The 22,301-nt window shown below is 62.7% G+C and carries 19 protein-coding genes and 1 pseudogene; 13 read left to right on the top strand and 7 right to left on the bottom strand.

Annotated features, from left to right (window positions below; translation table 11 throughout):
- Nucleotides 1-49: 49 nt before the first annotated feature.
- On the bottom strand, nt 50-997 hold the full coding sequence (choX, locus tag NMG10_RS12050) for a choline ABC transporter substrate-binding protein (RefSeq protein WP_254464423.1): 948 nt from the start codon (nt 995-997) through the stop codon (nt 50-52).
- A 444-nt stretch (nt 998-1,441) separates the two neighbouring features.
- Here choX (NMG10_RS12050) and NMG10_RS12045 point away from each other — a divergent pair, with 444 nt between their 5' ends.
- On the top strand, nt 1,442-2,818 hold the full coding sequence (locus NMG10_RS12045) for an L-serine ammonia-lyase (protein ID WP_254464422.1): 1,377 nt from the start codon (nt 1,442-1,444) through the stop codon (nt 2,816-2,818).
- Nucleotides 2,819-3,207: 389 nt separating this feature from the next.
- The gene (locus tag NMG10_RS12040; RefSeq protein ID WP_234560632.1) at nt 3,208-4,314 is read left to right on the top strand and encodes a GlxA family transcriptional regulator; all 1,107 of its coding nucleotides are present in this window, start codon (nt 3,208-3,210) and stop codon (nt 4,312-4,314) included.
- A gap of 150 nt (nt 4,315-4,464) precedes the next feature.
- Here NMG10_RS12040 and NMG10_RS12035 read toward each other — a convergent pair whose 3' ends face one another.
- From NMG10_RS12035 to choX (NMG10_RS12015), 5 genes are all read right to left on the bottom strand, one after another.
- On the bottom strand, nt 4,465-4,722 hold the full coding sequence (locus NMG10_RS12035; protein ID WP_028688456.1) for a hypothetical protein: 258 nt from the start codon (nt 4,720-4,722) through the stop codon (nt 4,465-4,467).
- Nucleotides 4,723-5,094: 372 nt separating this feature from the next.
- A complete protein-coding gene (locus NMG10_RS12030; protein ID WP_203649712.1) occupies nt 5,095-5,568 on the bottom strand; it encodes a thioesterase family protein in 474 nt (157 codons plus the stop codon).
- A gap of 10 nt (nt 5,569-5,578) precedes the next feature.
- Nucleotides 5,579-6,544: an L-carnitine dehydrogenase gene (locus tag NMG10_RS12025; protein WP_234560634.1), complete on the bottom strand. Its 966-nt coding sequence runs from the start codon at nt 6,542-6,544 to the stop codon at nt 5,579-5,581.
- 153 nt (nt 6,545-6,697) lie between these two features.
- The gene (locus NMG10_RS12020; RefSeq protein ID WP_254464421.1) at nt 6,698-7,582 is read right to left on the bottom strand and encodes a 3-keto-5-aminohexanoate cleavage protein; all 885 of its coding nucleotides are present in this window, start codon (nt 7,580-7,582) and stop codon (nt 6,698-6,700) included.
- A gap of 169 nt (nt 7,583-7,751) precedes the next feature.
- On the bottom strand, nt 7,752-8,696 hold the full coding sequence (choX, locus tag NMG10_RS12015; protein ID WP_254464420.1) for a choline ABC transporter substrate-binding protein: 945 nt from the start codon (nt 8,694-8,696) through the stop codon (nt 7,752-7,754).
- A gap of 144 nt (nt 8,697-8,840) precedes the next feature.
- On the opposite strand from choX (NMG10_RS12015), the gene NMG10_RS12010 reads away from it, so the two are divergent.
- Nucleotides 8,841-9,785, top strand: coding sequence for a GlxA family transcriptional regulator (locus NMG10_RS12010; protein ID WP_203649726.1), 945 nt, complete (start codon nt 8,841-8,843; stop codon nt 9,783-9,785).
- A 136-nt stretch (nt 9,786-9,921) separates the two neighbouring features.
- Here NMG10_RS12010 and NMG10_RS12005 read toward each other — a convergent pair whose 3' ends face one another.
- Entirely contained in the window at nt 9,922-10,344 is a 423-nt protein-coding gene (locus NMG10_RS12005; protein WP_203649728.1) for a lysozyme inhibitor LprI family protein, read from the bottom strand.
- Between the two features lie 286 nt (nt 10,345-10,630).
- Between NMG10_RS12005 and NMG10_RS12000 the strand changes: the two genes are divergently transcribed.
- From NMG10_RS12000 to NMG10_RS11950, 10 genes and pseudogenes are all read left to right on the top strand, one after another.
- Complete coding sequence (locus NMG10_RS12000) at nt 10,631-11,608, top strand: dipeptidase (RefSeq protein ID WP_050703428.1); 978 nt, start codon at nt 10,631-10,633, stop codon at nt 11,606-11,608.
- A 78-nt stretch (nt 11,609-11,686) separates the two neighbouring features.
- Nucleotides 11,687-12,217 (top strand): DUF5943 domain-containing protein, encoded by a 531-nt coding sequence (locus NMG10_RS11995; RefSeq protein ID WP_254464419.1) that lies wholly within the window; start codon nt 11,687-11,689, stop codon nt 12,215-12,217.
- Nucleotides 12,218-12,232: 15 nt separating this feature from the next.
- Nucleotides 12,233-14,293 (top strand): dimethylglycine demethylation protein DgcA, encoded by a 2,061-nt coding sequence (gene dgcA, locus NMG10_RS11990; RefSeq protein WP_232855022.1) that lies wholly within the window; start codon nt 12,233-12,235, stop codon nt 14,291-14,293.
- Between the two features lie 205 nt (nt 14,294-14,498).
- Nucleotides 14,499-16,451 (top strand): dimethylglycine demethylation protein DgcB, encoded by a 1,953-nt coding sequence (dgcB, locus tag NMG10_RS11985; protein WP_254464418.1) that lies wholly within the window; start codon nt 14,499-14,501, stop codon nt 16,449-16,451.
- Nucleotides 16,451-17,683 carry an electron transfer flavoprotein subunit alpha/FixB family protein gene (locus NMG10_RS11980; RefSeq protein ID WP_254464417.1) on the top strand — a complete coding sequence of 411 codons (1,233 nt, stop codon included), beginning with the start codon at nt 16,451-16,453 and terminating at the stop codon, nt 17,681-17,683. The genes dgcB and NMG10_RS11980 overlap by 1 nt, the downstream gene beginning before the upstream one ends.
- A gap of 11 nt (nt 17,684-17,694) precedes the next feature.
- Nucleotides 17,695-18,465 (top strand): electron transfer flavoprotein subunit beta, encoded by a 771-nt coding sequence (locus tag NMG10_RS11975; protein ID WP_254464416.1) that lies wholly within the window; start codon nt 17,695-17,697, stop codon nt 18,463-18,465.
- A gap of 862 nt (nt 18,466-19,327) precedes the next feature.
- Complete coding sequence (locus tag NMG10_RS11965; RefSeq protein ID WP_368044593.1) at nt 19,328-20,218, top strand: RHS repeat-associated core domain-containing protein; 891 nt, start codon at nt 19,328-19,330, stop codon at nt 20,216-20,218.
- 55 nt (nt 20,219-20,273) lie between these two features.
- Nucleotides 20,274-20,585: pseudogene (locus NMG10_RS11960) on the top strand (RHS repeat-associated core domain-containing protein); the annotation flags it as partial.
- 135 nt (nt 20,586-20,720) lie between these two features.
- Complete coding sequence (locus tag NMG10_RS11955) at nt 20,721-21,062, top strand: hypothetical protein (RefSeq protein ID WP_232855099.1); 342 nt, start codon at nt 20,721-20,723, stop codon at nt 21,060-21,062.
- Nucleotides 21,063-21,332: 270 nt separating this feature from the next.
- Nucleotides 21,333-22,241, top strand: coding sequence for an RHS repeat-associated core domain-containing protein (locus NMG10_RS11950; protein WP_232855027.1), 909 nt, complete (start codon nt 21,333-21,335; stop codon nt 22,239-22,241).
- Nucleotides 22,242-22,301: the final 60 nt, after the last annotated feature.

Here is a 22,301-nt window from a genome sequence, read left to right as displayed (position 1 = left end):
TTCGGGGCGGGCACGGTCCCGCCCCGCGGTGTTGCCATTGCGTCTTGCGTTATTGCGTCAGTTTGGCCTTGGCCGCCTCGAGGCCGGGCTTGCCGTCCACGGTGCTTACGCCGGCCAGCCAGGCATCCAGTTTGCCGGGGTTGTCCTTGAGCCACTTCTTGGCCGCGGCCTCAGGTTTCATCTTGTCGTCCAGGACATAGCCCATCATGGTGCTTTCATCCTTGAGCTCGAACGACAGGTTCTTCAGCAGCTGGCCGACGTTGGCGCATTCCTGTACATAGCCCTTGCGGGTGTTGGTGAGCACGGTGGCCTTGCCGAAGTCGGGACCGAAGAATTCGTCCCCGCCGGTCAGGTACTGCATCTCGAATCGGGTGTTCATCGGGTGTGGTTCCCAGCCCAGGAACACCACGTCCTCGCCGCGTTTCTGGGCGCGGTCCACCTGCGACAGCATGCCGGCCTCGCTGGACTGCACGATCTTGAAACCGGCGTCCTTCAGGCCAAAGGCGTTTTTGTCGATCATGCTCTGGATGGTGCGGTTGCCGTCGTTGCCCGGTTCGATGCCGTAGATCTTGCCGTCCAGTTCCTTCTTGAATTTCGGAATGTCCGAGAAGTCTTTCAGGCCCTTGTCATACAGCGCCTGGGGAACGGCCAGGGTGTACTTGGCGTTTTCCAGGTTGGCGCGCACCGTCTCGACGGTGCCGGCGTCGCGGTACTGCTTGATGTCGTTCTCCATGGTCGGCATCCAGTTGCCGAGAAACACGTCCAGGTCCTTGCCGGTGGCCAGCGACTTGTAGGTCACCGGTACCGAGATCATGGTGGTGTGGGTCTTGTAGCCCAGGGCTTCGAGCACGACGCTGGTGGTCGCGGTGGTGACCGTGATATCGGTCCAGCCGACATCCGAGAAACGCACCGTTTGACACTGCTCGGGTTCGGCGGCCTGGGCCAGCAGCGGAGCGGACAGCAACGCGACCAGCAACAGCGAGGGTGAACCTTTCATGGATGGACTCCTGTGATTTTATCTTCGGGTTCGCGTGGGTCGCCGGGCGTTCTCAGGGCTCCGGTCGACCAGGCCTGCAGAGGGCAGGATGCGAGGCCGTGCAATACGAGTCGCTTTCGATAATCCTCCAGCGTTCGGCAATCGCCTACTGGTGGCGTCGTATCCAGTACAGGACGGGTCGCATCCAGTACGGACGATGTCGCAACTGGATTTTTCCACCCCCCGGCCTCGGTTTTTACGGCGTCCCGGCGCTGGAAAACGGCGCACGCAGGGCCGGTGCAGTGGCGGCGCTGCTGGACAAAAGTACGTCGGTTGCAGACGGCGAGGGGGTGGGCAAAAGCCCGATGATGCGAGCATTCCAAGGCGGCTCGAGCTTTCAGCCTAGCAGTTGCGCAAGGCGGTGTTCGGCGCTGCGAGACAAGCCCATCAAGAGGTGATGCGACAATGGCCATCAGCGTGTTCGACCTGTTCAAGATCGGTGTCGGGCCTTCCAGCTCACACACCGTCGGCCCCATGCGCGCCGGCGCGCTGTTCGTCCAGGGGCTGCGCGAACGCGGCGAGCTGGAGTGGGTTCGGCGCATCGAGGTACGGCTGTATGGCTCGCTGTCGGCCACCGGCGTCGGCCACGGCACCGACAACGCCACGATCATGGGCCTGATGGGCGAATGGCCCGACGCCATCGACCCCAGCCAGATCACCCCACGCATCGCCGACCTGCGCGAAACCCGCGTGCTCAAGCTCGACAATCGCTTGCCCATCGAGTTTGTCTGGGGCCGCGACATGCTGTTGCTGGACGAGAACCTGCCGTATCACCCCAATGCCATGACCCTGATCGCCGAAGGCGAGGGCGGCGAGCTGCATCGCGACACTTACTACTCGGTGGGCGGCGGCTTCGTGGTCGATGCCGCACAGGCCGCCAGTGGCGTGCTGGATGCCGACCAGACCGTGCTGCCTTATGACTTCAACAGCGCCGCCGAACTGTTGCGCCTGTGCAGGCAAAACGACCTCAGCGTGTCGCAATTGATGCTGGCCAACGAAAAGGTCTGGCGCAGCGAAGCCGAGATCCGCGCCGGTCTGCTCAAGCTTTGGCAAGCCATGCAGGAGTGCGTGAACAACGGCCTCAAGCACGAGGGCATCTTGCCCGGCGGGCTGAATGTGCGCCGTCGCGCCGCCCGCCTGCACCGCAGCCTGCAAGAGCTGGGCAAGCCCAATGTGATCGGCTCGACCATGAGCGCCATGGAGTGGGTCAACCTCTACGCCCTGGCGGTCAACGAGGAGAACGCCGCCGGCGGGCGCATGGTCACCGCGCCCACCAACGGCGCGGCCGGGATCATTCCGGCGGTGCTGCACTACTACATGCGTTTCTCCGATGTGGTGGACGAATCCAACGTGGTGGACTTCTTCCTCGGCGCGGCGGCGGTGGGCATCCTGTGCAAGAAGAACGCCTCGATCTCCGGCGCCGAGGTCGGTTGCCAGGGCGAGGTCGGTTCGGCCTGCGCCATGGCCGCGGCAGGCCTGGCCGAAGTGCTGGGCGCGACGCCCGCGCAGTTGGAGAATGCCGCCGAGATCGCCCTGGAGCACAACCTCGGGCTGACCTGCGACCCGGTCGGCGGCCTGGTCCAGGTGCCGTGCATCGAGCGCAACGCCATCGCCGCGGTGAAGGCGATCAACGCCGTGCAGATGGCCCTGCGCGGCGACGGCGAGCACTTCATCTCCCTCGACCAGGTGATCCGCACCATGCGCGACACCGGCGCCGACATGCACGACAAGTACAAGGAAACTTCGCGCGGCGGCCTTGCGGTCAGCGTCATCGAGTGCTGATGCGCCGTTCTGGCCCACGCCTGACCGATGCGCCACATTCTGGCGCATCGGTTGTCATCTACCGGCCGTCGCCTGTCGTTACCAGCAGGGTCATTGTCGGTGACACTCAAGTCTGTCGCATCTGGGCAACCTTCCCACAAGTGCTACCGAATTGCTCAGCGGTGACGCGCAGGGGCGCTGGCGCGCCCGTTTGCGTTTGACCTGACGCTCATCCCCCGGCCCGCTGGAAGGCGCATGCCGACGTCGTTTTTGGGTTTTATTGGATGAGCGTTCAATTTCAGGCATGCCATTTGCGTTGAGATTGGCAAAGCCCCTGCATACGAAACGGGGCCATTACAAGAACAGTGCTCGCCTGAGGCACACCCTGCATTGTGTGAGGAGAAATCGCGATGACGTCGTACACCTCCGGGAACCCAACCCAGAACCGCACAGCACCCCAGTCCATCGGCTTTCTCCTGCTGGACAACTTCACCCTCATCTCCCTGGCCTCGGCCGTCGAACCCCTGCGCATGGCCAACCAGCTGTCCGGCCGCGAGCTGTACCGCTGGCACACGCTGACCGTCGACGGTGGCCAGGTATGGGCCAGTGATGGCCTGCAGATCACCCCGGACGCGGCGATGCACAGCGCACCACCCATGGACACGGTGATCGTCTGCGGCGGCGTGGGCATCCAGCGCACCGTCACCCGCGAGCACGTCACCTGGCTGCAGGCCCAGGCCCGCCAGTCGCGCCGCCTGGGCGCGGTGTGCACCGGCAGCTGGGCGCTGGCCTGCGCCGGCCTGCTCGACGGCTTCGACTGCAGCGTGCACTGGGAATGCCTGGCAGCGATGCAGGAAGCCTACCCCCGGGTGAACATGAGCACCCGCCTGTTCACCCTCGACCGCAACCGCTTCACCAGCTCCGGCGGCACCGCGCCGCTGGACATGATGCTGCACCTGATCAGCCGCGATCATGGCCGCGAGCTGTCGGCGGCGATCTCCGAGATGTTCGTCTACGAGCGCATCCGCAACGAGCAGGACCACCAGCGCGTGCCGCTCAAGCACATGCTCGGCACCAATCAGCCGAAGCTGCAGGAAATCGTCGCGCTGATGGAAGCCAACCTCGAGGAGCCGATCGACCTGGACGAATTGGCGGTGTACGTGGCGGTGTCGCGGCGTCAGCTCGAGCGCCTGTTCCAGAAGTACCTGCACTGCTCGCCGTCGCGCTACTACCTCAAGCTGCGCCTGATCCGTGCCCGGCAGTTGCTCAAGCAGACGCCGATGTCGATCATCGAGGTGGCGTCGGTGTGCGGGTTCGTGTCCACGCCGCACTTCTCCAAGTGCTACCGCGAGTACTTTGGCATCCCGCCGCGTGACGAGCGCGTGGGTTCGAACACCACCCAGCAGGTGGCGATGATGCCGATTCCGCAGGCCATGGCCCTGTCGCCGCACAGCGGGCCGATGGCGGCGCTGAGTCAGGCGCGTAATGAGTCGACCTTTGCCAGCGTGCGCCTGTAGCTGAAAACTGGCCCCCTGTAGGAGCGGCCTTGTGCCGCGAAAGGGCTGCAAAGCAGCCCCAGCAATCTAGGCATCAACGCTAAGCTCCTGGGGCTGCTGCGCAGCCCTTTCGCGGCACAAGGCCGCTCCTACAAAGGGCCAGTCAGTGCTTCAGGCGCGCTTGTTGAACTGCGCCAACGCCGGCAGCAACTGCTTGTCGATGGCCTGGCGCACGGCCGGCAGGATCGTCGCGCTGCCGGTGTACATCTGCTCGACCATGCCCTTCAGGGCCCGCGCATTGGGCTCGGTCAGCCCGCGTATCACCACCTCGCAGGCCTGCTCGGCGCTGGCGCCGGCCGGAATGTCGAAACCCCGCGAGCGCAGCTGGCCCAGCAGGTCGTCCTGGTCGATCAAGTCCGCATGCATCATGACTAATGTCCTTCGCCGCTGTTGTTTGCCATCGATTCTGTGTCCGACGCGCCAGGGCGGCAAGGGCGGATTGTCGCGATGGCCGCTTTGGCTAAGAACAGGTCGTTTACGGCTAAATCGTCGGGGAAGGAAGGCCGCACACTGAAGTCATTCACGGCACCGAGGGCTTGGTCACCCTCACTTCATGCACAGTGGATGTTGCTCGCTCTTGGCCCCGGATGCTCACGGCTTTCCGGGGTTGTTTTTTTGAGAGCGGTGGGGGCTGCTGCGCAGCCCTTTCGCGGCACAAGGCCGCTCCTACAGAGGTTACGCAAACCCGCTGTAGGAGCGGCCTTGTGCCGCGAATGGGGCGCAAAGCGCCCCCAGGATCTGTCAGCCAGCAGGTAACCCCAGCACGCGCCCGACAAACTGTGGTGCCTGCAGATCACGCTGCTCATCCATCAGGCCCTGCAGCAGCGCAACACTGTGCTCGCCAAACGGCGCCGACTTCGGCCCCGCCAGATCCACATGCAGCAGCATCTGTTCACTGGCCGCCAAGGCCTCGTCGAACCCCTCCCGGTGCAGGCTGTGGTACAGATGCAGGCGCTTCCTGTCGAAGCCGATGACCTGCGTCTGCACCCACACCTCGGTATCGAGCTTCACCTCGTGCAGGTAGTTGATGTGTGCCTCCAGGGTGAACAGCGAATGCCCGCTCTGGCCACGAGCATCGGCGTCCAGGCCGATGCGTTCCATCAGCGCATCGGTGGCGTAGCTGAAGATCAGCAGGTAATAGGCATCACGCAGGTGGCCGTTGTAGTCGACCCATTCCGGCAACACCCGGGTACGGTAGGTGATCAGGGCGGGCATCGTGTTCTCCTCAGTCGCCGAAGGCCATGCCGTGACTGGCTTTGCTGGAACTGACCGCCTCCAGCACCGCCAGCAGGGTGTCATCACGATAGCGCTCCAGCGCGGCGATGCTGCGTTCACCCAACTGCTCCGAGGTACCTTCCACCACATCGTCGATCAGCTTGTCAGTCAGCTCCGGTGCCGGCAGGTAAGTCCAGGGCAGCTTGAGCGCCGGGCCGAACTGGGCCATGAAGTGGCGCATGCCGGCGTCGCCACCGGCCAGGGTGTAGGTAAGGAAGGTGCCCATGAACGACCAGCGCAGACCGGCGCCGAAGCGGATCGCGTCGTCGATCTCGCCGGTGCTGGCGACACCGTCGTTGACCAGGTGCAGGGCCTCGCGCCAGAGCGCTTCGAGCAGGCGGTCGGCGATAAAGCCGGGGACTTCCTTGCGCACATGCAGTGGGCGCATGCCCAGCGCGGTGTAGATGGTTTTCGCCGCCTCGATGGCGTCCGGGCTGGTATTGCGGCCACCGACGATCTCCACCAGTGGCAACAGGTACACCGGGTTGAAGGGGTGGCCCACCACGCAGCGCTCGGGATGGGTGGCCGACTCGTAGAACTCGCTGGGCAGCAGGCCCGAGGTGCTGGAGCCGATGATCGCGTTGGGCTTGGCGGCGGCGCTGATCTTCGCGTGCAGGTCGAGCTTGAGGTCCAGGCGTTCGGGTGCACTCTCCTGGATGAAATCGGCGTCGCGCACGCACGCCTCGATGGTGGCGACAAAGGTCAGGCGATCCTGCGAGGCGCCGGGCGCCAGGCCCTGCTTCTCCAGGGCCGGCCAGGCATTGGCGATGCGCTTGCGCAGGGCCTCCTCGGCGCCCGGCGCCGGATCCCAGGCGATCACGTCCAGGCCATGGGCCAGGGCGCGGGCAACCCAGCCGCTGCCGATCACGCCGCTACCCAGGGCGGCGAAGGTCTTGATGTCGGTAATGAAAGGCATATCTGGCTCCTGCGGAACGTTGATCAATGATGTGTCGTGCACGCGTGGGAGCAGGCTTGGCCCGCGATCACCGGCCAAGCCGGTGCCATCCGGCACGGTGCCTGTTTCGCGGGGCAAGCCCGCTCCCACAAGATCCCCATGATCTGCGGGGGCTCAGCGACGCTTGAGGTTCATCTTTTCCCGGCCTTCGGCCGGGGTGAGCACGCGGGCACCCATGCGGGTGATGATTTCCGCCGCCCGTTCCACCAACTGGCCGTTGCTGGCCAGCACGCCACGGTCCAGGTACAGGTTGTCTTCCAGCCCTACCCGGACGTTGCCGCCGAGCAGCACGGCCTGGGCGGCCATGGGCATCTGCATGCGGCCGATACCGAAACCGGCCCAGGTGACGTCGGCGGGCAGGTTGTCGACCATCGCCTTCATGGTGGTGGTATCGGCCGGCGCGCCCCAAGGGATGCCCAGGCACAGCTGGAACAGCGGGTCGTCCAGCAGGCCTTCCTTGATCATCTGCTTGGCGAACCACAGGTGGCCGGTGTCGAAGATTTCCAGTTCGGCCTTCACACCCAGCTCGGTAATGCGTTTGGCGCCCGCCCGCAGCTGGGCCGGGGTGGAGACGTAGATGGCGTTACCATCGCCGAAATTGAGGGTGCCGCAGTCGAGGGTGCAGATTTCCGGCAGCAGCGCCTCGACGTGGGCCAGGCGCTCCAATGGGCCGATCAGGTCGGTGCCTGGTCCGAACTCCATGGGCGACTCGCCGGGGCCGATCTCCAGGTCGCCGCCCATGCCGGCGGTGAGGTTGACGATGATGTCGATGTCAGCCTCGCGGATGCGCTCCATCACTTCGCGGTAGAGGTTGACGTCGCGGCTGAAGCGGCCGGTTTGCGGATCTCGAACGTGGCAGTGGACCACGGTGGCGCCGGCCTTGGCGGCTTCCACGGCGGATTCGGCGATCTGTTTCGGGGTGACCGGGACCAGGTGGCTCTTGGCGACCGTGTCGCCGGCGCCGGTGAGGGCGCAGGTGATGATGACGTCGTGGTTCATGGTGGATTCCTGGTAATGATTTGGGCGATAGATTTCTGTAGGAGCGGCCTTGTGCCGCGAAATGGCCGCAAAGCGGCCACAGAAGCTCAGCAGCGCCACATAAATCCTGGGGCTGCCGCGCAGCCCTTTCGCGGCACAAGGCCGCTCCTACAGCGACCGGGTTGACTGGTCAGTTGGTAGTGAGCTTGAGGTTGTCCGCGGCGGGCTTGCCATCGAAGGTCGTTACCCCGTCAAGCCAGCGGGCCTTGTCCTCGGGGTGGTCCTTGAGCCACTGGCGGGCGGACTCCAGCGCGTCCTTGTGATCGAGCAGCGGCTGCATCATCCGGCTCTCGTCCTCGGCGCTGAAGCTGAGGTTGGCCAGCAGGCGGTGGGCGTTGGGGCAGCGTTCGGCATAGTCCGGCGCGGTCACCGTCCACACCGTGGCGCGGCCTTCGTCCGGGCCCAGGGCATCCTGGCTGTCGCCGAGGTAGACCATGTCGATGTTGACGTTCATCGGGTGCGGCGCCCAGCCGAAGAACACCACCGCCTCCTTGCGCCGTACCGCGCGATCCACCGCGGCAAGCATGCCGGCCTCGCTCGACTCGACCAGCTGGAACTTGCCCAGGTCGAACTGGTTCTTGCTGATCATCGCCTTGATCTGGGTATTGGCGCCGGAGCCTGGCTCGATGCCGTAGATCTTGCCGCCCAGCTCCTTCTGGAACTTGTGGATGTCGGCGAACGTCTTCAGGCCCTTGTCGGCCAGGTATTTCGGCACGGCCAGGGTGGCGCGGGCGTCTTCCAGGCTGGGCTTGTCGAGGACCTTGACCTGGTTGGCCTGGATGAACGGGGTGATGGTCTGGGTCATGATCGGGTTCCAGTACCCGAGGAACATGTCCAGGCGCTTGTCGCGGATGCCGGCGAAGATGATCTGCTGCGAGGCGCTGGTCTGCTTGGTCTGGTAGCCCAGGCCATCGAGCAGCACCTGGGCCATGGCGCTGGTGGCGATCACGTCGGTCCAGTTGACCACGCCCAGACGCACGTCCTTGCAGACGGCGGGTTCGGCGGCGAACAGGGGAGCGGCTACGGTGGTGCTGAGCACGAGGGACAACAGGCTGCGGCGGATAAAGCGTTGCATGGTGGCTCTCCATCGGCAGTGCATATTGTTATGGGTCCGGCCTCTGCGGGCCGTGAGAACACGCTACGCTGGCAGCAGGGTGGAAAATCGCACCCTGGCGACCAACACTTGCACGGAGGCGACCACCTTTGCGCGGAGCATGCGATGCCGGAAACCATAGACTTCCTGTTGCTACCCGGCTTTTCCGCCATGGGTTTCATCAGTGCCATCGAGCCGTTGCGCGTGGCCAATCGCTTCCGTGGCCCGTTGTACCGCTGGCGTGTACTGAGCCTGGACGGTGGCGCGGTAGAGGCCAGCAACGGCATGTCGGTGAATGCCGACGGCGCGCTGGGGGAGGGTGGGCATGGGCGACTGTTGCTGCTGGTGGCCGGCTTCGAGCCACTGGCGTGCTATGGATCGGCGCTGCAACAGACGCTGCGCCGCCTCGACCATGAAGGCGTGGTGCTCGGGGGCATCGACACGGGCGCGATGGTGCTGGCTGAGGCCGGGCTGCTCGACGGTCACCGGGCGACCCTGCACTGGGAGGCGCTGGAGGCGTTCAAGGAGCGCTATCCACGTCTGCAGGCGACCCAGGAGCTGTTCGAGATCGACCGCCGACGCATCACCTGCGCCGGCGGCACGGCCTCCATCGACCTGATGCTCGACCTGATCGCCCAGGCCCACGGCAGTGAGCTGGCGGTGCAGGTTTCCGAGCAGTTCGTGCTCGGGCGAATACGCCCGCGCCAGGACCACCAGCGCATGGAGATCGCCACGCGTTATGGGCTGCGCAACAAGAAGCTGGTGAAGGTGATCGGCGAGATGGAGCGCAACACCGAACTGCCGCTCAACACCCAGGTGCTGGCCGATGGCGTGCAGGTGACCCGGCGCCAGTTGGAGCGGCTGTTTCGCTTGTACCTGGACGACACGCCCAGTGGTTTCTACCTGCGGCTGCGGCTGGACAAGGCCCGCCAGTTGCTGCGCCAGACCGACATGAGCGTGCTGGAGGTGGCGGTGGCGTGCGGATTCGAGTCGGCGTCGTATTTCACCCGCTGCTATCGGACGCGGTTCGAGCGGTGTCCGCGGGAGGATCGACTGGCCAAGGTAGTTTGAGACCGGGCCCAGGACCTTTGTAGGAGCGGCCTCGTGCCGCGAAAGGGGTGCGAAGCGCCCCCATGAATCGTGCATCAAGCTGATATTGCCAGGGCCGCTTCGCGGCCCTTTCGCGGCACGAGGCCGCTCCTACAGGTTAAAACGGCACAACGCGGTGTTCCTGTTGACCAATGGTCTGCAGATACTCCGACCGCTCATCGCTACGCTGCGCTACACAGGTGTTCCATGCCGCCTCGAACGCCTTGCTGCCTGGCTTTTCGGCATAGGTCTCGACCTTGCAGTCGGCATCGCGCAATTGCGCCCACAGCTTCTCGGCTGCCTCCATACGCCCGGTCAGCGCACCGGCCTTGTCGCTTTCGTCGGCGTACTGGTCGCGGATGCGTTGCATCAAGTCATCGTAGGCAGCCTTCAGCTCGCGCTCGGCGGTCTGCTTGTTGTAGGCCGCGCAGGCATAGCCCTGCTGGTCGCTCTCGACGTTGTCGCAGGGCGTGCTTTCTTCTTCGGCGGCCTGAGCGCCGCACGCGACGGCCAGCAGGACCAGCCATGCCATTGATTTCATCCGTTTTCTCCTGAACAGGCTGACGAATCGCCGGGATTCTCGCTCAGCCTCGGGCGCGGCGATAGCTCCCTGACGAAATGTTCATCAAAGGCTTGCAAAGGCAGTTGTCGAGACTGGCTCTCATCTGCGAGGCGCAGGCCAGAGCGTGCCCTGTCGGGCTTTGACGCTTTCGGCAAACCCCCTGTCGTTTTTGCATCGGGGCGCCTCGGGCGGCAGGCATATGCTGGCCCCAAAGCGCCGGCACAAGGTTCGGCGCATGCAGACTTCAATAAAAGGGGACAGCCTGATGAGCCCAGCCGAACTTCACGCCGACAGCATCGTCATCGACGGCCTGATCATTGCCAAATGGAACCGCGAGCTGTTCGAGGACATGCGCAAGGGCGGGCTGACCGCGGCCAACTGCACGGTCTCGGTGTGGGAGGGCTTCAAGGCCACCGTCGACAATATCGCGTCCAGCCAGAAGCTGATCCGCGACAACAGCGACCTGGTGATGCCGGTGCGCACCACCGCCGACATCCGCAAGGCCAAGGAGCTGGGCAAGACCGGCATCCTTTTCGGCTTCCAGAACGCCCATGCGTTCGAGGACCAGATCGCCTATGTCGACGTGTTCAAGCAACTGGGCGTGGGCATCGTGCAGATGTGCTACAACACCCAGAACCTGGTGGGCACCGGTTGCTACGAGCGTGATGGTGGCCTGTCGGGCTTCGGCCGCGAGATCGTCGCCGAGATGAACCGCGTCGGCATCATGTGCGACCTGTCCCACGTCGGCTCCAAGACCTCCGAAGAAGTCATCCTCGAGTCGAAGAAGCCGGTCTGCTATTCCCACTGCCTGCCATCGGGCCTCAAAGAACACCCACGCAACAAGTCCGACGCGGAGCTTAAGTTCATTGCCGACCACGGCGGCTTCGTCGGCGTGACCATGTTCGCGCCGTTCCTCGCCAAGGGCATCGACTCGACCATCGACGACTACGCCGAGGCCATCGAGTACACCATGAACATCGTAGGCGAGGATGCCATCGGCATTGGCACCGACTTCACCCAGGGCCACGGCCAGGACTTCTTTGAGTACCTGACCCACGACAAGGGCTACGCCCGTCGCCTGACCAACTTCGGCAAGATCATCAACCCGCTGGGTATCCGTACCGTCGGCGAGTTCCCCAACCTGACCGAAACCCTGCTCAAACGCGGCCACTCCGAACGCGTGGTGCGCAAGATCATGGGCGAAAACTGGGTCAGCATCCTCAAGGATGTGTGGGGCGAATAAAGCCGCTCTCCAAGCCTGAAAGCCCCTGCCAGCAACGCCGGGGCATCCAAACAAAAAATTTTATGGAGTTGAGTTTCCATGGCCAAGATCGCCCCGCAATTGCCAATCGAAGTCGACAGCGAGACCGGTGTCTGGACCAGCGACGCCCTGCCGATGCTCTATGTGCCACGGCATTTCTTCGTCAACAACCACATGGGCATCGAGGAGGTGCTGGGCGCCGACAAGTACGCCGAGATCCTCTACAAGGCCGGCTACAAGTCCGCCTGGCACTGGTGCGAGAAAGAGGCCGAATGCCATGGCCTGGAAGGCGTGGCGGTGTTCGAGCACTACATGAAGCGCCTGTCCCAGCGTGGTTGGGGCCTGTTCCAGATCCAGGACATCGACCTGGAAAAAGGCACCTGCAGCGTCAAGCTCAAGCACTCCGCATTCGTGTACGTCTATGGCAAGTGCGGCCGCAAGGTCGACTACATGTTCACCGGCTGGTTCGCCGGGGCCATGGACCAGATTCTCGCTGCCCGCGGCAGCTCGATCCGTACCGTGGCCGAGCAGGTCTACGGTGGGTCGGAAGAAGGCCACGAAGATGGCCTGTTCGTTACAAAGCCGTTGTAAGCCGGAGATAGCGTCATGGCCTTCGAAGCAATGTTCCAGCCGATCCAGATCGGCAAGCTGACCGTCCGCAACCGTGTGCTCAGCACCGCGCACGCCGAGGTCTACGCCACCGACGGCGGCATGACCACCGACCGCTACGTGAAGTACTACGAAGAGAAGGCCAAGGGCGGCATCGGCCTGGCCATCTGCGGCGGCTCGTCGGTGGTGGCCATCGACAGCCCGCAGGAGTGGTGGTCGTCGGTGAACCTGTCTACCGACCGCATCATCCCGCACTTCCAGAACCTCGCCGACGCCATGCACAAGCATGGCGCCAAGATCATGATCCAGATTACCCACATGGGCCGTCGCTCGCGCTGGGACGGCTTCAACTGGCCGACCCTGATGTCGCCGTCGGGCATTCGCGAACCGGTGCACCGCGCCACCTGCAAGACCATCGAGGTGGAGGAGATCTGGCGGGTGATCGGCAACTACGCGCAAGCGGCGCGTCGTGCCAAGGAGGGCGGCCTGGATGGTGTCGAGCTGTCGGCCGTGCACCAGCACATGATCGACCAGTTCTGGAGCCCACGGGTCAACAAGCGTACCGACGAGTGGGGCGGCACCTTCGAAGGCCGCATGAAATTTGGCCTGGAAGTGCTCAAGGCCGTGCGCAAGGAAGTCGGTGACGACTTCTGCGTGGGCATGCGCATCTGCGGCGACGAGTTCCACCCCGATGGCCTGAGCCACGAGGACATGAAGCAGATCGCCGCCTACTACGACGCCACTGGCATGCTCGATTTCATCGGCGTGGTCGGCTCGGGCTGCGACACCCACAACACCCTGGCCAACGTCATCCCCAACATGAGCTACCCGCCGGAGCCCTTCCTGCACCTGGCGGCCGGCATCAAGGAAGTGGTCAAGGTCCCGGTGCTGCACGCGCAGAACATCAAGGACCCGAACCAGGCAACGCGCATCCTCGAAGGCGGCTACGTCGACATGGTCGGCATGACCCGCGCGCACATCGCCGACCCGCACCTGATCGCCAAGATCAAGATGGGCCAGGTCGACCAGATCAAGCAGTGCGTCGGTGCCAACTACTGCATCGACCGTCAGTACCAGGGCCTGGATGTGCTGTGCATCCAGAACGCCGCGACCTCCCGTGAATACATGGGCGTGCCGCACATCATCGAGAAATCCACCGGGCCGAAGCGCAAGGTGGTGGTGGTTGGCGCAGGCCCGGCCGGCATGGAGGCGGCCCGCGTCGCCGCCGAGCGTGGCCACGACGTCACCGTGTTCGAGAAGAAAGACCAGATCGGCGGGCAGATCACCATCGCCGCCAAGGCGCCGCAGCGCGACCAGATCGCCGGCATCACCCGCTGGTACCAGCTGGAGTTCGCCCGCCTCAAGGTCGACCTGCGCCTGGGGACCGCCGCGGATGTGGACACCATCCAGGACCTGCGCCCGGACATCATCGTGCTGGCGGTGGGCGGCCATTCGTTCCTCGAGCAGAACGAGCACTGGGGTGCCGCCGAAGGGCTGGTGGTGAGCAGCTGGGATGTGCTGGATGGCAAGGTGGCGCCGGGCAAGAACGTGCTGGTGTACGACACCATCTGCGAGTTCACCGGCATGTCGGTGGCCGACTTCATCGCCGACAAGGGCAGCCAGGTCGAGATCGTCACCGACGACATCAAGCCGGGCGTGGCCATGGGCGGCACGAGCTTCCCGACCTACTACCGCAGCATGTACCCCAAGGAAGTGATCATGACCGGCGACATGATGCTGGAAAAGGTCTATCGCGAGGGCGACAAGCTGGTGGCGGTGCTCGAGAACGAGTACACCGGCGCCAAGGAAGAGCGCGTGGTCGATCAGGTGGTGGTGGAGAACGGTGTGCGGCCTGACGAGCAGCTGTACTACGCGCTCAAGGACGGCTCGCGCAACAAGGGCCAGATCGACGTGGAGGCGCTGTTCGCCATCAAGCCGCAGCCGATCCTCAGCCAGCCGGGCGAGGGTTACCTGCTGTATCGCATCGGTGACTGCGTGGCCCAGCGCAACGTGCATGCGGCGATCTATGACGCCTTGCGCTTGTGCAAGGACTTCTGATCGCACCGCCTCTCTAGAGGCGGGATTGGCCCCCTGTAGGAGCGGCCTTGTGTCGCGAAAGGGCTGCGCAGCGGCCCCAGCAATTTGTCAGCGCTGAGAATGCTGGGGCCGCTTCGCGACCCTTTCGCGACACAAGGCCGCTCCTACAGGGGTCGGTGCCGCCCTTGAGAGCGGCGCAGGATTCTAGCTGTTGTGGGAGCCTCCCATGTTGAACACCCTCTTACCCATCCTGCTGTTCACCGCCCTCGGCCTGGCGGTGCTCGGCGCCCTGCGCCGGGTGCGCATGTGGCGGCGCGGGCGGCCTAGCAAGGTTGACCTGATTGGTGGCCTGCTGGCCATGCCGCGGCGCTACCTGGTGGACCTGCACCATGTGGTCGAGCGTGACAAGTACATGTCCAAGACCCACGTCGCCACCGCAGGCGGCTTCGTGCTGTCGGCCGTGCTGGCGATCCTGGTGCATGGCTTCGGCCTGCACAGCAAGATCCTCGGCTACGCCTTGCTGGTGGCCACGGTGATCATGTTCACGGGCGCGCTCTTCGTCTTCAAACGCCGGCTCAATCCGCCTTCGCGCCTGTCCAAGGGCCCATGGATGCGCCTGCCGAAAAGCCTGCTGATGTTCGCGGCGAGCTTCTTCATCGCCACGCTGCCGGTTGCCGGCATCCTGCCGGAAGGGACCGGTGGCTGGGTGCTGGTCGCCTTGCTGGGCGTTGGCGTGCTGTGGGGCGTGTCCGAGCTGTTCTTCGGCATGACCTGGGGCGGCCCGATGAAGCACGCCTTCGCTGGTGCCCTGCACCTGGCTTGGCACCGCCGCGCCGAGCGCTTCGGCGGTGGCCGCTCCACCGGCCTCAAGCCGCTGGACCTCGAAGACCCCAACGCACCGCTGGGCGTGGAGAAACCGGTCGATTTCACCTGGAACCAACTGCTCGGTTTCGACGCCTGCGTGCAGTGCGGCAAGTGCGAGGCCATGTGCCCGGCGTTCGCCGCCGGCCAGCCGCTGAACCCGAAGAAACTCATCCAGGACATGGTCATCGGCCTGGCCGGTGGCACCGACGCGCAGTTCGCTGGCAGCCCTTACCCCGGCAAGGCGGTCGGCGAGCATGGCGGCCATCCGCACCAGCCGATCGTCAACGGCCTGGTGGATGCCGAGACGCTGTGGTCGTGCACCACCTGCCGCGCCTGCGTCGAGGAATGCCCGATGATGATCGAGCATGTCGATGCCATCGTCGACATGCGCCGCCACCTGACCCTGGAAAAGGGCGCCACGCCGAACAAGGGCGCCGAGGTGCTGGACAATCTGATCGCCACCGACAACCCTGGCGGTTTCGCCCCGGGCGGGCGGATGAACTGGGCGGCCGACCTCAACCTCAAGCTGATGTCCGAGGTGAAGCGCACCGAGGTGCTGTTCTGGGTCGGCGACGGCGCCTTCGACATGCGCAACCAGCGCACCCTGCGGGCCTTCGTCAAAGTGCTCAAGGCTTCGGGCGTGGACTTCGCCGTGCTCGGCCTTGAGGAGCGCGACAGCGGTGACGTGGCCCGGCGCCTGGGCGACGAGGCGACCTTCCAGCAACTGGCCAAGCGCAACATACAGACCCTGGCCAGGTACCAGTTCCAGCGCATCGTCACCTGCGATCCGCACAGCTTCCATGTGCTGAAGAACGAGTACGGCGCCCTCGGCGGCGACTACCAGGTGCAGCACCACAGCACCTACATCGCCGAGCTGATCGCCGCGAACAAGCTCAACCTCGGCCAGCACAAGGGCGGCAGTGTCACCTACCACGACCCGTGCTACCTGGGCCGCTACAACGGCGAATACGAAGCCCCGCGCGAAGTGCTCAAGGCGCTGGGTATCGAAGTGCGCGAGATGCAGCGCTCGGGCTTCCGCTCCCGCTGTTGCGGCGGTGGCGGCGGTGCGCCGATCACCGATATCCCCGGCAAGCAGCGTATTCCCGACATGCGCATGGACGATATCCGCGAGACCGAGGCCGAGCTGGTGGCGGTGGGTTGTCCACAGTGCACGGCGATGCTCGAAGGCGTGGTCGAACCGCGTCCACAGATCAAGGACCTGGCCGAGCTGGTCGCCGATGTGCTGATCGAAGACCAAACCCCTGCAACCCCGAAGTCGCAGGCCGCCAAACGTGAACCTGCGGAGGTGCACTGATGAGCGACATCATCCGCCGCGACCCACGCGCCGAGTGGATCGCCCGTAACCGCCTGCACCCGCTGCACGCGGCGATGCAGACGCAACAGACGAGCTGGATGGGCCCCCACGGCATTATCCGCAAGAACCCGCACGCGATCGCCGCCGGCTTCATCGGCCCCAGCGGCCTCAAGCGCATCGACCGCAGCGGCGCCCAGCAGGGCACCGGTGTCGGCGGGCGACGCAGTGCGGCCGCCGAAGTGCAGTTGCCGCTGCACACTGTGGTGCAACCGGCCTTCTACATTGCCGTGGTGCCGGACATGGTCGGTGGCCGCCTGGGCAGCCACGACCGCGACCTGCTGGGCCTTGCCCATAGCCTTGCCGGTAGCGATGGCGCGGTGTTGGCCGTCGTGTTCGGCGAGCACAAGGAAAACAACTTTTCCACAGCCGGCGTTGATCGGTTGCTGGTCATCGAGGGCGAGGCCTTCGCAGGTTATGCACCGGAGCAACTGGTCCAGGGCCTGCGGGCTGTGGATAACCAATTCGCGCCGCACCACTGGCTGTTGCCCGACAGCCGTACCGGCGGCGGCGAACTGGGACGCCGCCTGGCCGCCGCGCTAGGCGAACGCCCGGCGACGCGGGTGTGGCAGGTCAAGGATGGCCAATGCATCGGTCGCGCCGGTGCCGGCCAGCAGGATATCCAGCGCAGTGTGCCGCGGTTGATCCTGGCCGCCGCCGAATGTGCCGAGCCGGTCAGCGAAACCCGTCACGAAGCGCTGCCGGTGGAGTTGTCCACAGGCGTGGCGCGCAGCCTGTCGCGTATCGAAGACCTGGGCTCGGTGGCCGTCGACCCGGCCGCCATCGCCATGGCCGAGGCCGAGTTCATCGTCTCCGGTGGCAACGGCGTCAAGGACTGGGACCTGTATCACCGGGCCACCGCGGCCCTCGGCGCCACCGAGGGTGCGTCGCGGGTGGCGGTGGACGACGGCTTCATGCCGCGCAACCGCCAGGTCGGCGCCACCGGCACCTGGGTCACGGCGCGGGTCTACGTGGCCGTGGGTATCTCCGGCGCCATCCAGCATCTGCAGGGCATCGGTGCCTGCGACAAGGTGGTGGCGATCAACATGGACCCAGGCTGCGACATGATCAAGCGAGCCGACCTGTCGGTGATTGGCGACAGCTCGGCGATTCTCAAGGCGCTGATCGAGGCTGTGGACAACTTCCGCAGCGGCGGCCAGCGCGACGCGGCATAGGGGCAGCGAGCATGAGTACGAAAGTCATCAGCCTGGTCTCGATCGGCGCCCACCCCAGCTCCGGCCGCGCCCGCCGCGCCGAGCAGGATGCCCGCGCCGTGGAGCTGGGCCTGCAACTGGCTGGGGATAACTTGCAGGTGGTGCATGCCGGCGATCCTCGCGAAGAGGCGCTGCGTGCCTACCTGGGCATGGGGCTGGAGCATCTGGATGTGCTGGAACAGCCTGCCGGCGCCGATGTGCTGAGCGTGCTCGGCGACTATCTGCGTGACGCGGGAGCACAGCTGGTGCTGACCGGCAGCCAGGCTGAAACCGGCGAAGGCTCGGGGATGCTGCCATTCCTGCTGGCCGAGAAGCTGGGCTGGCCGCTGGTGGTGGGGCTGGCCGAGGTCGAATCCATCGACAACGGCACCGCCCAGGTGCTGCAAGCCTTGCCAAGGGGCCAACGGCGTCGCCTGAAGGTGCGCTTGCCGTTACTGGCAACTGTGGATAACGCCGCGCCCAAGCCTCGGCAATCGGCCTTCGGCCCGGCGCGACGTGGGGTGTTGGCGGCGCGTAACGTGGCGCTGATCGAGGATCCGCTGCTGGCCGAGGATGCCCTGCAACCGGCCAGGCCAAGGCCCAAGCGGCTCAAGGTGATCAAGGCCAAGAGTGGTGCGGACCGCATGAAAGCCGCTACGGCCAAGGCCAGTGGCGGGGGCGGCAAGGTGCTCAAGGATGTGTCGCCACAGGAGGGCGCCGAGGCGATCCTGAAGCTGCTGGTGGAGGAGGGTGTTCTGCGCTGATAGGCGGTAAACACTATCCACAAGCTCATAACGCCCGATGAAGGTGTCCAAAATCATTAGGCCAGATCACATCCCCTGTGGGAGCGGGTTTACCCGCGAATACCAGCGAAGCTGGTGCCAGGCACCGCAGTGCTCGTTTCGCGGGTAAACCCGCTCCCACAGGGGGCCACTGTTTGCGCTCCACCATAGCCGCGCTGATCCCTGTGCATAACTATCCTCGGAATCCAGCACGGCTGACATTGATTCGAACCCGCTCCGTCACTTGCCCACTGAATCTGTTTGCCAGGCTGTGTATAAAATGTTCGTGAATTGCCAGAGCCATTGAAATTAAAGGCCTACAGAGGATAGATCAAAAAATGCTCAGTTCGGTGAAAGGCACAACCCAACTGTAGTGCCAGTTACCAGCGAAGTTGCTCACAATCGCTGTTGGTGGCCCTGTGGACAACATGTTTGGATTTATCTACAGGCATTGAATCCATTGGGTTGGAGGGTGATGGATGTTTTTTGATCAGTCCTTCGTCATCGTGGCTAAAGTCTTGGAACAAAAGCGCTTCATGACGCTATCCACAGGCCTGCAAGATTCCGGGTCTGCCTTATCAACATTCTCTGTTGGTCCATCTGTGGAAAACATGTTCGGTTTTGTCTGAACCCCACGCTTTCAAAGGCTTGTAAGCTGTTGGTTGTTTTTTGACCAATTCAGAAACCCCAATCATTCAAACTACGTCGTCCAGTCTACTGGAATGGCTGTGGATAAAGCCCGCGATCAGGCACTTCCGGTCATGGAGACCTGGCATTTTTGTCAGTTATCTCAGCACAACGGCAATGCTAGCTTGGCGCCAATCAGCCCATAGAGCACAAGCACATGGCCCGGAAATGTTTGCTCGCCGCAGACAGGCTGCAAAGCCCACATACAACGATGACTTCGTCAGGCCGGACACCGGTCGGCTACACACCCTATGGCTGGCGCCGCGCGCCGAAAGGGGCATCGATAACGGGGTTCACTGGCCAACTGCGAGAGTTCGAGTTGGGCTGTTACCTGCTGGGTAATGGTCATCGTGTTTTTAGTCCGTCTTTGATGCGGTTTTTCTCTGCCGATGTGATGAGTCCGTTTGGGGGAGGCGGGGTGAATAGTTATGCCTACTGTCAAGGTGATCCAATTAACAGGAACGATCCAAGCGGAAATATTCCAAATTTTATAGTGACGGCTGCAGGCAATACACCTGGGTTAGTTGTACTTGGCGTGAATGTCGTCAAATCTGTTGTGACGAGACAGCTTCCATCTGCCGTGGACTGGGTTGTTGATACGGCTACTGGTACTATTGCTGCACTTGGAATGAATGCTGCTCGCATGCAATATAATGCGGCCTCCTCAAGCCCGGACGGAAGCGGACAAGATAGCCTGGCTAACGACATGGCTGATTGGACAACAGTGAGCAACGCAGTAATCGCTACCGGTGTTGCAGTTGGTGCTGGATACTGGGTGATCAAGAAGGGCGGAGTCAAAAAGGTAATTCAGATCTTAAGCGATGACATATCCCCGCCGCCTTCGCCGGGTCTAAGTATGGTTACAGGTGGTGAACTAACAGAGGTGCAGAAATTAATACAAGCGAATGATAAGGCAATCAGTCGCCGACAGAGTAGGATGGAAACGTTTGGAGGACCACCTAGTGGGGGCGGGGTGGGGCAGGCCTTGATGGGTAATAGTGTCCAAGCCAGCGGAGACGAAATTCGAAATGGCAACAAAGCTAAATAAAATACGTGCAACCTACTTGTAGAGCGGTTTCAGTGCCGCAGCTAGGAGTTTTGACGTGCTCTCATCTTCCCTGATCCTTGGATGTGATCAACAACACAGCCGGTTGACGGCTGCTGATGGTCACTCTGAGAGAATAATTTCCTATACACCCTACGGCCATAGCTTATCCCATACAGATCTGGCCTGCATCGGGTACACAGGGCTGCCGCTTGAAAAAACTATGGCTTGTTACATGGCAGGGCACGGCCGTCGAGCACTCAATCCGAACCTGATGCGGTTTAACTCGCCTGATCGACTCAGTCCATTCGGAAAGGGGGGGATAAACTGTTATGTATATTGTGGGGGGGACCCCATAAATTGGCATGATCGCTCAGGTCAAACACAGGGGCGGTTTTCAGGGTCGATGGTAACTTTGACTGATAAGGGGGATTCAAGTTTTTTTGATCGGCTCATATCTCTATTCAAGTTTAGATATAGTGAGTTAAAAAAGGAGTTGGTAAATATGAGAAAATTGATTGATAAGTCGGAGGGCTTCTTGGACAGAAGTAAGGGGGTGGGCAATGAGTTTAGCAAGGAGCGTCTAACTGTTCTTGTTCAGGTGGCCACAATGGAAATTATGAGTTCTGATATCTCCAGTGAGATGGCGAAAGTAGAGAAAAGCATGTCGGAAATTGGTCGATATGCTAAGTCTAAGGCGGTTGGAAGATTCTCTGAGCTTCCCGTCAAAGATGTAGAGGGTGAGGCTATTGCGGCAAGCAATGACGGAGGTGAATATTCTGAGCTTCAGGTTGGCCGCGAGCGGCTAGGTACATGGCCAAGCTCAAAGTTGATCAGGGAGCGGTAGGGTGGCGCGAAAACTAACTTTAGAAGTTTCGAGTTACATATAGCGCTGGTCAGAATTGCTGCTTGTCGATAAATATGGCAAGGGCTGTTGTTGTCTTGAGTGGATTTTTGTGCGGTAAGTTTTTGTTTGAAAGTCCTGTTTTTACCTGTATGGCCAAGTTCTAGGTGCTTGTCGACAGGCATGAATATTCAGTTGGACTGATATTTTTCCCGTTTCTCTTATCGTCCAATCGATTAATAGCACGCAATCTGCACAGCAAAGGTGCACCCAATGGCTACGCCAACGCTAATAGCGAGCGACAGACTGCAGAGTCCTCTCCTGGTTCAGCGCTCCACCAACAGGATCGCCGCAGCCTACACACCTTATGGACAAAGGTCGCCATCCTCGTTCCCCACGGCATTGGGCTTCACCGGTCAGCCTTTCGAGCAAGCCCTGGATGGCTATGTGCTGGGCAGTTATCGCGTCTACAGCACCAGGCTCATGCGCTTTCTCAGTGGGGATTCGTGGAGCCCCTTTGGCGGAGGGGGGCTCAATGCCTATTGCTACTGTAGGGGCAATCCGGTCGACCGGCGTGATCCGACAGGTCATATTGTCGTTGATCCTTACACTGCGGCCAAAGCCGGCTTCTTTATCACCACCAATGCAGTTTCACTTGGCGCGACGCTCACGAGTCCGCCCCCGCAAGACGAGTTGGGTGTCGCGCTGAATAGGGCGGCGATTACCGCTCCGTTCGTGGCATTCGTGGCGCAGGCGGTGAATGCGCTTGGAGTAACTGGCGCAGACTTGATGGTTGTGGCGTCAACTGCTACTGGCGCCATAGCCACCGCTGGGAAGGCAATAGTGAGTTCTCTTGCACCCGGTGCTGAGCCAGCAAAAAATGTAAAAGCAAACGTGAGGGCTTACTTCCGTGGAGTCAATGAACCATCGGTGGATGTAGAGTCTGGAGGTGCAGCTTTGATTAACCCTCCACCCTCCACCAGAGAACAAGGGACTCAAACTATTGACCTCGAAAATGGTGTTCGACCGCGAGTCAACACTGGGTCTGGTCTTCGGCGAAGAAGGGTCGGGGTTGTCACGCAACCTGATCTAGGCCATGTGTCTGGAGGAGGCCAGGACAGTGCTTCCCCGCCTAGAAGCCCCCAAAGCAAAAAGCATGAAATACGCGACCTGAGCGATTGATATGAGTGACCAGGTGTAAACCCGCTCCACTCAAAGGGCCGCAATGCGGCCCTTTGAGAC

The sequence above is a fragment of the Pseudomonas sp. DVZ6 genome, from assembly GCF_024259445.1.
Lineage (GTDB): Bacteria > Pseudomonadota > Gammaproteobacteria > Pseudomonadales > Pseudomonadaceae > Aquipseudomonas > Aquipseudomonas peradeniyensis.
The sequence above is the reverse complement of the archived record's forward strand: the minus strand, read 5'-3'. Positions and strand labels throughout refer to the sequence as shown.

Coding starts and splice junctions, on each gene's coding strand:
- choX (WP_254464423.1), bottom strand. CDS start 997: ATGAAAGGTTCACCCTCGCTGTTGCTGGTCGCGTTGCTGTCCGCTCCG.
- NMG10_RS12045 (WP_254464422.1), top strand. CDS start 1,442: ATGGCCATCAGCGTGTTCGACCTGTTCAAGATCGGTGTCGGGCCTTCC.
- NMG10_RS12040 (WP_234560632.1), top strand. CDS start 3,208: ATGACGTCGTACACCTCCGGGAACCCAACCCAGAACCGCACAGCACCC.
- NMG10_RS12035 (WP_028688456.1), bottom strand. CDS start 4,722: ATGATGCATGCGGACTTGATCGACCAGGACGACCTGCTGGGCCAGCTG.
- NMG10_RS12030 (WP_203649712.1), bottom strand. CDS start 5,568: ATGCCCGCCCTGATCACCTACCGTACCCGGGTGTTGCCGGAATGGGTC.
- NMG10_RS12025 (WP_234560634.1), bottom strand. CDS start 6,544: ATGCCTTTCATTACCGACATCAAGACCTTCGCCGCCCTGGGTAGCGGC.
- NMG10_RS12020 (WP_254464421.1), bottom strand. CDS start 7,582: ATGAACCACGACGTCATCATCACCTGCGCCCTCACCGGCGCCGGCGAC.
- choX (WP_254464420.1), bottom strand. CDS start 8,696: ATGCAACGCTTTATCCGCCGCAGCCTGTTGTCCCTCGTGCTCAGCACC.
- NMG10_RS12010 (WP_203649726.1), top strand. CDS start 8,841: ATGCCGGAAACCATAGACTTCCTGTTGCTACCCGGCTTTTCCGCCATG.
- NMG10_RS12005 (WP_203649728.1), bottom strand. CDS start 10,344: ATGAAATCAATGGCATGGCTGGTCCTGCTGGCCGTCGCGTGCGGCGCT.
- NMG10_RS12000 (WP_050703428.1), top strand. CDS start 10,631: ATGAGCCCAGCCGAACTTCACGCCGACAGCATCGTCATCGACGGCCTG.
- NMG10_RS11995 (WP_254464419.1), top strand. CDS start 11,687: ATGGCCAAGATCGCCCCGCAATTGCCAATCGAAGTCGACAGCGAGACC.
- dgcA (WP_232855022.1), top strand. CDS start 12,233: ATGGCCTTCGAAGCAATGTTCCAGCCGATCCAGATCGGCAAGCTGACC.
- dgcB (WP_254464418.1), top strand. CDS start 14,499: ATGTTGAACACCCTCTTACCCATCCTGCTGTTCACCGCCCTCGGCCTG.
- NMG10_RS11980 (WP_254464417.1), top strand. CDS start 16,451: ATGAGCGACATCATCCGCCGCGACCCACGCGCCGAGTGGATCGCCCGT.
- NMG10_RS11975 (WP_254464416.1), top strand. CDS start 17,695: ATGAGTACGAAAGTCATCAGCCTGGTCTCGATCGGCGCCCACCCCAGC.
- NMG10_RS11965 (WP_368044593.1), top strand. CDS start 19,328: ATGGCCCGGAAATGTTTGCTCGCCGCAGACAGGCTGCAAAGCCCACAT.
- NMG10_RS11955 (WP_232855099.1), top strand. CDS start 20,721: ATGAGAAAATTGATTGATAAGTCGGAGGGCTTCTTGGACAGAAGTAAG.
- NMG10_RS11950 (WP_232855027.1), top strand. CDS start 21,333: ATGGCTACGCCAACGCTAATAGCGAGCGACAGACTGCAGAGTCCTCTC.